Genomic DNA, 10887 nt, shown 5'->3' with positions numbered 1-10887 from the left:
CCGGATGGGCAGGATCGGCAGCTCCTCAGCGCAATCGCGCAGCAAAGCCGGACAGAGTTACCACTGCGTGCGGTTATTCAGAAATGTGCCCGACATGCAACACACGCGGCCATGTGAAGCGGGTTTATTCGTCGCATTCACGGAGCGCCCCATCCTCCCTAGAGTCCTGATCAATCAAGCAAATCGGGGCAGCCAAATGCCCTGTGGGGAAAGCGCAAAAGCCCGGAGGTTCTTCGCCGGATGGTTTGCCTGCAAAGGCAACGCCCTCTAAACATACCTAGACGTCAGCGGGGGCGGACGTCCGAAGATTGCTTTGGGATAATATGGTTCGTCACGGCATATTTGGCCTCGCCGCAAGGCGCGCGCTTCGGACAGGCATGGCCCTGAGCCTGATTGGCTATGGCATTTTTGCTGCCGTCGATGCCCGTGCCGAAACGGTGTCGGAAGCCCTTGCCAAAGCCTATCAGTCCAATCCGCAGCTGAACGGCGAACGGGCCCGCCAGCGTGCCACCGATGAGAACGTTCCGCAGGCGATGGCCGGCTACCGGCCCCAGGTGGCAGCCACACTGAGCTATGGCCTTCAGGCCGTGCGCAACCTGCTCGTAGACAACACCATCCAGGGCGCAACGCTGAAGCCATGGACCATCGGCGTCACGGTCACCCAGACGCTTTATAACGGAAACAAGACAGCCAACAGTGTCCGCGTCGCGGAATTGCAGGTCCAGTCCGGCCGGGAAGCGCTGCGCAATGTCGGCCAGGGCGTGCTGCTCGATGCTGTCGTTGCCTATACCAATGTTCTCGCCAACCAATCGCTGGTCGAAGCCCAGCGCACCAACGTCACCTCCCTACGCGAAACCCTCGGCATCGCCCAGAAGCGGCTCAACGCCGGGGACGTCACGCCCACCGACACGTCACAGGCCGAAGCGCGACTGGCGCGTGGCCAGGCCGATCTCAACGCCGCCGAGGTCAATCTCGCCATCAGCCAGGCGACTTATACGCAGGTGATTGGTGCTGCACCCTCGCGGCTCAGTCCGGCGGAACCGATGGATCGGCTGCTGCCGCGCAACCGCGACGATGCCGTCAATCAGGCTTTCAAGGCGCACCCCGCCGTGCTGGCAGCCGGCTACGATGTCGACGTGGCGACCACGACCATCAAAGTGGCCGAGAGCAGCCTGTTGCCTACTCTGACGCTACAAGGCAGCGCCAGCAAATCCAGCCAGTCGGATCCGACGCTTGGCACTTTTGGCACCGACCAGGCTTCGATCGTCGGCCAATTGACTGCGCCGATCTATGACGGCGGCCTCGGTGCTGCGCAGACGCGCCAGGCCAAGGAACTGTCGTCGGTCAGCCGCCTGGTGCTCGAACAGGTCCGCAATCAGGCCCGCACCGCAGTCGTCGGTGCATGGGTGTCAAATGAAGGCGCGAAGACGGCGGTGAGTGCCGCTGAAGCCGAAGTACGCGCCGCTGGCGTTGCACTGCAGGGCGTACAGCGCGAGGCCCAAGGCGGTCAGCGCACCACTGTCGACGTCCTGAACTCACAGCAGGATCTCGTACAGGCAAAGGCACGCCTGATTGGCGCGCAACGTGACCGGGTCATCGCATCCTATTCGCTGCTCAGCGCAATTGGCAGGCTGGATGTGAAGACGCTTGGGCTGAACACGCCAGACTATCTACCAGAAGTTCATTACCATCAGGTGCGCGATGCCTGGCACGGGCTGCGCACGCCCTCGGGGCAATAGACTATCCGGCCGAACTCTTCTTCACCATCGCCGTGGTCATCGCAGCGACCAGCGATGCGAGGTCGTAGGGCTTGCGTACGATCGGCACTTCATCCATCGACGCCGGGATCAGGCTGGTTTCGCCATAGCCTGTGGCGAAGACGAAGGGGATGCCCCGCTCGCGCAATGCCTGGGCTACCGGCACCGAACTGCCATTGCCGAGATTGACGTCGAGGATGGCCACATCAGGCCTCATGATCGCCAGCGCGATCAATGCCTCCTTGACCGAAGATGCTGTCTCGACCGATGCCGCGCCCTCGTGGGTCAGCATGGTCTCGACGTCCATGGCAATCAGAAGCTGGTCCTCGACCATCAACACCTTCAAGCCGCGCATCGACACCATCGGCCTGTCATCCTCGCGTCGGGCGCGCACGTTGCGCGCCGCCGCCGGCGCGGGCCAGACAACGAAGCGCGCCGGGATGAGCAACCGCACGCGCGCGCCCGCCGGCTCATAATCGACATCACTTTCACCCCCGAGATCATAGGGAATGCTGCGACTGATCAGCATCGATCCAAAGCCCGGCCGCAATGGCGGTGTGACAAGGGGGCCATCGCGCTCAAGCCAGTAGATTTCGCAATCGCCGATATCGGTGCGTTTCCACTCGAGCGACAAGCGCCCCGTGCTTACGGAAAGCGCACCATATTTGGCGGCATTGGTGGCCAGTTCGTGCAGCACCAATGCGAGTACCGAATAGGCCCGAGCGTCGAGCGAAACATCGGGCCCAGTCACATCGATCGCTTTCACCGACTCGCGATACGGCGAAAATTCCGCATCGAGCAATCCCTCTAACGCACCGCCACCGGCGCCGCGGATGACCTGATCATGCGCAAGCGACAAGGCCTGAATACGTCCCTTCAGGGAGGCGACATAATCCTCGATGCTGCGGCCATCCTCGACCGGGTGGGAGACCAGCGATTTGATCAGTGCCAGGATATTCTTGACGCGATGATTGAGCTCTTCATTCAACATTTTCTGGCGCAGGTCAGCCTTGTGCCGCTCATCCGCCAGTAATTCGTTGTGGCGAAGCACCACTTCCACCAAAGCCGAGCGCACGGCTTCGGCGGTGTCGCGCTCGTTGTGCAGCCATGGCTGCGACTGGCGTTGCACGATCTCCTTCCAGATCGCGAAGCTCTTGCGTGGCGTCAGCCGATCGCCCAACGGGCCAATTTCGTATGTCTTGTTGGGATCGCCTGCCCAATTCAGGGTTTGCGTCACTTCGCTGCGAAAGAACAGAAGATAGTCGCGCGGCAGTTGCGACAAGGGCACGGCCAGCACGCCGGAAACAGCAAGGGCATAGTCTTCAGCCGCCGGCAATCGATCTGACAATGCGCTCGTCGCCCACACCCTGCCCTCGGCGACCGAATTGATGAAGCCCATCAGCGCCGGCACTGCCGCAGCCGGCGGCGCGCTGCCATAAGACGTCCAGGTCTTGTTGAGGTATAGGCCAATACCGTCACACGGCATCAGCACGCTAAAATCGCGAATGCTTTCCTTGAGCAGGTCTTCGACATCGCTGTGATGCGAAACATTGTGCAACAGCTGGTCGAGATAGCGCCGCGCGCTTTCGCTAGCAGCCAGTTTGCGCTTTTGAAGAAGCCCGGCCAGTTGCATGGAAAAGAACTCGCCAAACATCTCTGCAGCAACGCGTTTCTCCATGGAAAGCGCGCGCGGTGCATAATGATGGCAGGCGATCAACCCCCACAGCACGCCGTCGTGGATAATGGAAATCGACATCGACGCACCGACACCCATATTGCGCAGATACTCGCAGTGGATAGGCGAAACGCTGCGCAGATGTGCAAAGGACAGGTCGAGCGGTTCACCGGATGTGTCGAACTCCGGCTCGATGGCCACGCGCTCACCGCTTGCATCCGAGACGATACGCACCGTGTTCTGGACGTAAAGCACCCTCGCCTGCTGCGGGATGTCGCCGGCCGGGAAGTGCTGCCCCAGAAAGCTCTCGAGATCGCCGCGGCGCGCCTCGCTGATCACCCGGCCGGAACCATCATGAGCGAATTGATAGACCATCACCCGGTCGTAGCCGAGTCCGCCACGCAGCAGCCGCGCCGCATTGTCAAACAGCACGTCGAGATCGTTGCATTGACCGATGCGGCCGATCAGCAAGCGCGACAACTCCAGAGGCGGTGTCGCCTCGCTGGCGTCCACAGGCTCGAATTCGATGATGTTGACGCCCTTGTGCCGATGCACAGCGACGTTGAACGCGGTCTGCGAATGCGCGACCTTGAAATCAATCAGCAGTCCCGGGCGCTGCTGGTTGCCCCATTTGGCGATGGCATTGCGAATGTCGTGCGCTGGCCCCTCGCCGATCAGATCGTCCAGCCTGCGGCCATTTATGTCGCTTGATCCCACGCCCAGCATCGCACCCGCATTGACCGAATGGCGCCGGACCATCCCGACGGATCCGTCGCAGGCGAGCAGACAGCCATAGGGCTGGATGCTGCCGGGAATGTGGATCGGCTCGCGATCGCAATTGGTCAGGTCGACAGGGGCGGTCTTGATGAGCATCAAAGGGTCTCTGAAAAGATACGGCGCTCGAAACGACGGCCACCAGCATGGCACGGCTGCATGTTTTGAAAAAGATCAGCAAATACAGCGTTCAAGAGCACCAACCGCAACGCGCACGGGCGGAATAGCCCGGTGGGGAACCGGTCAACGGGCAAGCGCCGGTTTCGATCCATTTCGCGGCCGGTTTTTTAGGTATGCGCGATTGGGCTGCCTCAGGGACAGCCCGAGCCGCTCCCGTCGCAAGCTGGTTTAACGCGCCCGGCTTGAGAAGAACGAGATCAGCACCGGCAGGGTGATCAGGATCACCAGCGGCGCCAGCATCATGCCAGTGACGACGACAACCGCGAGCGGCTTCTGGACCTGAGACCCGATTCCCTCCGACAGCGCCGCCGGCAGCAGGCCGACGCCCGCAACGATGCAGGTCATGAGCACCGGCCGCAGTTGCAACTCGCCGGTCCGGATCACAGCCTTGATGCGTTCATAGCCCTCGTCGATCAGCTGATTGTATTGTGACAGGATCAGGATGCCGTCCATGACAGCAATGCCGAACAGCGCGATGAAGCCGATCGCCGCCGATACGCTGAACGGAATACCCGTGATCAGTAGACCGAGCACGCCGCCAAAGATCGCCATCGGGATCACACTCATGGCCAGCAGTGTGTCGGCCATCGAGCCAAAGTTGAACCAGAGCAGCACGCCGATCAGAGCGAGGCTGATCGGCACCACGATGGAAAGCCGTGCGATAGCGTCCTGAAGATTGCCGAACTCGCCGACCCATTCGGTCCGCGAGCCCGGCGGCAGCTGAACGAGCGCGGCGACCTTGTCCTGCGCTTCCTGAATGGCGCTGCCGAGATCGCGTTCGCGTACCGAGAACTTGATCGGCAAATAGCGCTCCTGGTTCTCGCGATAGATATAGGCTGCACCCGAGACGAGATTGATCGATGCCACTTCACTTAGCGGGATCTGCGCGATCGTGCCGTTCGGACCGGGTGCGCCGATGCGCAAATTCTGGATCGCCTCAGCGCTACGGCGATATTCCGGCGCTAACCGCACCATGATCGGGAAATGCCGATCGCTGCCGGGCTCATAGAGATCGCCCGCGGAGTCGCCGCCGATCGCGACCTTGATCGTGGCGTTGATATCGCCGGGCGACAATCCGTAGCGCGCAGCCTTGGCGCGGTCGACGTCGATCTGGATGGTTGGCTGCCCCAGCGATGTGAACACGGCGAGATCCGTCACGCCCTGCACCGTCGACAGTACGGCCTTGATCTCGTTAGCGGTCTTGGTGAGTGCATCCAGATCGTTGCCGTAGAGCTTGATCGAGTTCTCGCCCTTCACGCCAGAGACGGCTTCAGAGACGTTGTCCTGCAGATATTGCGAGAAGTTGAACTCGACGCCGGGAAATTTCGTCTGCAGTTCCTTGAGCAGGCGCGCCGTCAGCGCATCCTTGTCCTGCGGCGCCGGCCATTCGGAGGCAGGCTTCAGCGGGGCGAAGAATTCCGCGTTGAACAAGCCAGCCGCGTCGGTGCCGTCATCGGGACGGCCGTGCTGCGAGACGACGGATTCCACTTCGGGCTGCTGGCGGATCAGCCTGCGCATCTCGTTGACGTAAGTGTTGCCTTCCTGCAGCGAGATCGTCGGCGGCAGCGTGGCGCGGATCCAGAGATTGCCCTCTTCCAGCTTCGGCAGAAATTCCAGGCCGAGGAAACGCGCCATGAAGAAAGTCACCACGACGAGACCGATCGCAATGCCCAGTACGATCTTTCGGCTGGCGACCGCCCAGTGCAGCACCGGCATGTAGAGGCGATGTAGCTGGCGCATGATCCAAGTTTCGGTCTCCTGGACATGCGCCGGCAGAATGATCGCGCTCAGCGCAGGCGTGACGGTGAATGTCGCGATCAGGCCACCGGCCAGCGCGTAAGCATAGGTCCGCGCCATCGGCCCAAAGATATTGCCTTCAACACCGGACAGCGTGAACAGCGGCAGGAACGCGGCGATGATGATAGCGGCGGCAAAGAAGATCGAGCGCGACACGTCAGCGGATGCGCTGAGGATGCCATGCTTCTTCATGCCCATGATGGTCTCGGGCGAGATGTGGCTGCGCTCCGCTTCGGAAAGCTCTGTGGTCTGGGTCAGCCGTCTGAAGATGGCCTCTACCATGATGACCGTACCATCGACGATCAGGCCGAAATCGATGGCGCCCACCGATAGCAGGTTGGCGGATTCACCGCGCAGCACCAGAATGATGACAGCGAAAAACAAGGCGAATGGAATAGTGGCGCCGACGATCAACGCGCTACGCAGGTTGCCGAGGAACATCCACTGCAGCAGCACGATCAGCAGGATGCCGACGACCATGTTGTGCAGCACCGTATGCGTGGTGGTATCGATCAGGTCCTTGCGGTCATAGATGCGTTCGATCCGCACGCCGGGCGGCAAGATGCCTCCGCGATTGATCTGCTGCACCAGCTGTTCGACACGCGCGATGGTCGGCGAACTCTTCTCGCCGCGGCGCATCAGCACGATGCCCTGGACGATATCGTCCTCCTGATTGAGACCGGCAATGCCGAGGCGCGGCTTCTCGCCGACCGACACCGTAGCGACGTCCTTGACCAGAACCGGATTGCCGTTGGTCTGGGAGATCATCGTATTGGAAAGGTCGTCGATCGAGCGAATGAGGCCGACGCCGCGCACCACGGCCGATTGCGCGCCGATATTCACAGTGTTGCCGCCGACATTGATATTGGCGTTGCCGACGGCGGTCAGCAGTTGCGGCAGCGTCAAGCCATAGGCAACGAGCTTGCTGAAATCGACCTGGATCTCATAGGTTTTGGTCTTGCCACCCCAACCAATGACGTCGATGACCCCTGGTACCGCACGGAAGCGGCGCTGCATGATCCAATCTTGCAGGGTCTTGAGATCGAGTACGCTGTAGTTCGGCGGTCCCACCAGACGGTAACGGAAGATTTCCCCTACCGCAGAGATCGGCGAGATCGTCGGCTGCGCATTGCCCGGCAAAGTCCCAAGTTGCGATAGCCGGTTCAGCACCTGCTGCAATGCTTCGTCATAGGTATAGTCGAACGAAAACTGCAGTTTGACGTCCGAGAGGCCGTAGAGCGAGATGGTGCGGATCGTTTTGAGGTTCTTGATGCCCGCGACCTGCGCTTCGATCGGAATCGTGATGTAGCGTTCGATTTCCTCGGCAGAGAGACCGTTGCTCTGGGTCACAATATCGACCATCGGCGGGGTCGGATCGGGATAGGCCTCGATATTTAGCTGATTGAAAGCAAACAGGCCGCCGATGAAAACGACGGCGAACATCGCCACCATCAGGAAGCGACGGTCGACGGCCAGAGCAACAAGACGATCCATCCAGATCGGACCTTTCAGAAAAGCCGAAGCTGGGGGTTAGCTGGCGGAGGCCGCGCGATCGATAAACAGGCTGCCTTTGGTGACGATGCGTTCACCGGCTTTCAGGTTGCCATGGACCTCGACGAGATTGCCATTGGTCATACCGGTCTTGATCGTGCGCAGCTCGATGGTCTTGTCGTCATGCGCGACCCAGACGCGGACCTGATCGCCTTCATAGATCAGCGCCGTTTTCGGCACACCGATCGTCGGCTGGTCGCCAGGCGCGTAGATCGTCACGGTGGTGAACATTTCGGGCTTCAGCAGACCGTTGCTGTTGTCCAGCGTGGCGCGAACCAAGAGACGGCGCGTTGCGGGATCGAGCGCAGTCGCGACATAGCTGATGCGGCCAGTGAGCACGCGGCCCGGCAGCGCGAGCGCGGTGAAGCTCATTTCCTGACCGATCTGCACGGCAGCAGCTTCGGTCTCGCGCACGAAGGCCGTGAGCCACACCGATGAGAGATCGCCGATCACGAAGACCGGGTCGGCAGCGCCGGCACTGATGTACTGGCCGGGGCCGATCTTGCGCTGAACCACCGTGCCTGCAAGCGGCGCGTAGATCGTCGTTTCCGGATTGATACGGCCCTTCTCCTGAAACGCCGTAATGGCGTCTTCCGAGAGGCCAAGAATACGCAGGCGATTGCGTGCGGCTTCGAGTGCCGTGTCGGCGGTGCGCAGATCGTTCTGTGCTTGCAGCAGCGTGGCCTGGCTCTGCTGATAGTCTTTCAGCGGCACAGCCTTGCCTTCGAACAGGTCGCGGGCACGCTTGTCCTGGATCTGTGCGAGGTCGACTTGCGACTTCGCCTTGTTGAGAGCCGTGGTCGCGGCAACGAAATCATTCTGCGCACCGACAGTGTCGGCCGCTTCGATCACAAAGAGCGGCTGGCCCTTTTCGACGTGGTCGCCTGGCTTGGCGAGCAGCTTGGTGACGCGGCCGGCATAGGGTGAGAAGATCGGGGTCGAGCGGTCCTCATCGACGGCAATCTTGCCCTCGGTGACGTGTTCGGCGCGGAAGGCACGCACGGTGACCGGCTCGATGGTCAGACTGGCCCATTCCGATGGGGAGGTCGTGTAGCGCTGCGGATTCTTCCGCGACTGGCTCGAAACGTCGGAATGCCCCTTCGACGGGGTGGACAGCCGCACGTAGCCGATGCCTGCGGCGACCAGCATGGCAGCAATGCAACCGCCCGCGATCAGGCGTTTTCCGCTAAACAGCTGAGATCGTTGATCTAAATTCGTCACTGTCCAGTCCTTGGTAGGAAACGCACTTATTCCGCGGCGATTTGTCCCATTCACGCGCTAATAGTGCGCATCTGGGCGTTCAGACAATCTAAAAACGCGTGTGCACTTACGAATCTTCGTTAAAATTTTGAAATCCTGCAAATGGGTTTCAATTGCCGGACGGCCATACCGCCGGATGGCTGCCGAGGGGCATGGCTGGACGCACCCACGATGCCGGGGTTCGCGATAACACGGCTGCATGACGGACCGCCGACAACTGGCCAAATCCGGACGGCATATCCTCAGTAAAGGCTTTGACCATCTCTCCCTTCAAGTCTTCGACCGCGAGACCATCCGCGATCCTTCCCATATCCCACAGCCATTGACCGGTGCGGGCAAGAGAGACCTGCACGTGCCAGCTACCGCCTTCGCGCGCCTGACGTGCACGGGCGATCATGGCGCCGAACGCCATTAAGTAGCCTGTGGCGTGATCCAGCATCTGGGCCGGCAATTCCTTCGGCCCATCGACGCCCGCCGCCTGCCCTTCGGCATGGTTGAAGCCGGTCGCGCATTGCACGAGGGAGTCGAAGCCGCGGCGCCCGGCCCACGGCCCGGAACGGCCATAGGCGGAGAGCGAGACATAGACGATACCGGGACAGACACGGGCCGCCTCCTCCGGCGAGAAGCCGAGCGCCGCGAGCGATTGCGGGCGGTAGCCCTGCGAGAAGATATCCGCCTGCGCGAGCAATCCTCGCAAGGTGTCGCGCCCCTGCCCACTCTGGAGATCCACGAAGCTCGAGAGCTTGCCGCGGCCGGTATCGATGGTGAGCCACGGGATCGCCGGCAGATCGGGGCTGGAGACCAGCATCACATCCGCGCCATGGGCCGCAAGCGTGCGACCTGCGACGGGACCGGCGATGACGCGTGAGAGATCGAGTACGCGCAGACCGGCAAGCGGCCGGGCGCCGATCGGCCACAGCTTCGGTTCGGCGTCACCAATCCGGGTGATCTCGACGAGCGGCAGTTCAGCAACGGCTTTTGCCTGCGGCAACCCCATCCATTCGTCATGGGAGCGCATCAGCGCCACGACACCGCCGGCTGCATAGGCCGCAGTCTCGAAGGCTTCGCCGTTCCAGTGCATCAAAGCCGCCTGCACCGCCTCACGCGTCGGCGTGCATGACAGCACCTGGCAGACAGCGTCGCGATGATGCGGAAAATTGGTATGCAGCCGCACGAATTTGCCGTCACCGGTCTTGTAGACACCGGCGATCGCATCCCAGGCGGGCGGCGGCGGATTACCGTCGCAGCGCAGATAGCGCTCGCTGCGGCATTCGACGATGGCGTGGCGCATGTCGACAGAGACGGCCTGCGTCTGTCCGCTGCGTAGCCGCCAGATCTCGGCAGCCGCCATTCCGGCCGCAGCGATGCTGACCTGGGCGGCTGCACCGACATGGAATGACGACGGCAATTGCGGCTCATTGCCGGTCAGCGCGACACGCTGGAGCGCCGCAATATCACCGCCAGCCTGCCTCCAGAGGTCGCCGAGCAGTTCACGAATGCCGTACATCAACGTCCTCCCCCTTTCCCACGCCACCGATTCAGCTCACGCTTCCAAGTGACCACATCCGTCATCGCATCATCTTGTACAAGCATGGAGGAGAGAGCATGGCCACCATCGATCCATTGACAGCCGGCGCCGTGGTGCTGGCCACGGCTGCCACCGACGCGGTCTATGTGATGTTCACCTCTGCGGTGGTGGCCCGTCGGCGCATCCCTGCGGCCACCTGGAGCAGCGTTTGGTATGTACTCTCGTCCTATGCCGTCATCAGCTATACCGAAAACTGGATGTATGTGGGTTTCGCCGCCGTCGGTTCATGGATCGGCGCCTATGCCACTATTACTTTCCTGCACCGGCCGCCCGGCGGACCGCCAGTCGGTGCATCACCTGAATAG

Annotated in this window: 6 protein-coding genes; 2 read left to right on the top strand and 4 right to left on the bottom strand. The window is 61.5% G+C overall.

The genetic code is table 11. From position 1 onward, the window contains the following. Positions 1-323 precede the first annotated feature (323 nt). Positions 324-1739, top strand: coding sequence for a TolC family outer membrane protein (locus CHC01_RS24370; protein ID WP_089266977.1), 1416 nt, complete (start codon positions 324-326; stop codon positions 1737-1739). Position 1740: 1 nt separating this feature from the next. Here the strand turns inward: CHC01_RS24370 and CHC01_RS24365 are convergent, their stop codons facing one another. From CHC01_RS24365 to CHC01_RS24350, 4 genes are all read right to left on the bottom strand, one after another. Beyond that, positions 1741-4305 (bottom strand): HWE histidine kinase domain-containing protein, encoded by a 2565-nt coding sequence (locus CHC01_RS24365; RefSeq protein WP_089266976.1) that lies wholly within the window; start codon positions 4303-4305, stop codon positions 1741-1743. Positions 4306-4554: 249 nt separating this feature from the next. Further along, complete coding sequence (locus CHC01_RS24360) at positions 4555-7677, bottom strand: efflux RND transporter permease subunit (RefSeq protein ID WP_089266975.1); 3123 nt, start codon at positions 7675-7677, stop codon at positions 4555-4557. Positions 7678-7713: 36 nt separating this feature from the next. Further along, a complete protein-coding gene (locus CHC01_RS24355; RefSeq protein ID WP_089266974.1) occupies positions 7714-8883 on the bottom strand; it encodes an efflux RND transporter periplasmic adaptor subunit in 1170 nt (389 codons plus the stop codon). Between the two features lie 220 nt (positions 8884-9103). Continuing rightward, the gene (locus CHC01_RS24350; protein WP_089266973.1) at positions 9104-10501 is read right to left on the bottom strand and encodes a CoA transferase; all 1398 of its coding nucleotides are present in this window, start codon (positions 10499-10501) and stop codon (positions 9104-9106) included. A gap of 98 nt (positions 10502-10599) precedes the next feature. Between CHC01_RS24350 and CHC01_RS24345 the strand changes: the two genes are divergently transcribed. Next, a complete protein-coding gene (locus CHC01_RS24345) occupies positions 10600-10887 on the top strand; it encodes a hypothetical protein (RefSeq protein WP_089266972.1) in 288 nt (95 codons plus the stop codon).

Source organism: Tardiphaga sp. OK246 (genome assembly GCF_900188215.1).
In the GTDB taxonomy this organism is placed as follows: domain Bacteria; phylum Pseudomonadota; class Alphaproteobacteria; order Rhizobiales; family Xanthobacteraceae; genus Tardiphaga; species Tardiphaga robiniae.
This window is presented reverse-complemented; position numbering and strand designations above follow the sequence as displayed.

Excerpts from the sequence above, each read along its gene's own strand:
- CHC01_RS24370 (WP_089266977.1), top strand. The coding sequence starts at position 324 with ATGGTTCGTCACGGCATATTTGGCCTCGCCGCAAGGCGCGCGCTTCGG.
- CHC01_RS24365 (WP_089266976.1), bottom strand. The coding sequence starts at position 4,305 with ATGCTCATCAAGACCGCCCCTGTCGACCTGACCAATTGCGATCGCGAG.
- CHC01_RS24360 (WP_089266975.1), bottom strand. The coding sequence starts at position 7,677 with ATGGATCGTCTTGTTGCTCTGGCCGTCGACCGTCGCTTCCTGATGGTG.
- CHC01_RS24355 (WP_089266974.1), bottom strand. The coding sequence starts at position 8,883 with ATGCTGGTCGCCGCAGGCATCGGCTACGTGCGGCTGTCCACCCCGTCG.
- CHC01_RS24350 (WP_089266973.1), bottom strand. The coding sequence starts at position 10,501 with ATGTACGGCATTCGTGAACTGCTCGGCGACCTCTGGAGGCAGGCTGGC.
- CHC01_RS24345 (WP_089266972.1), top strand. The coding sequence starts at position 10,600 with ATGGCCACCATCGATCCATTGACAGCCGGCGCCGTGGTGCTGGCCACG.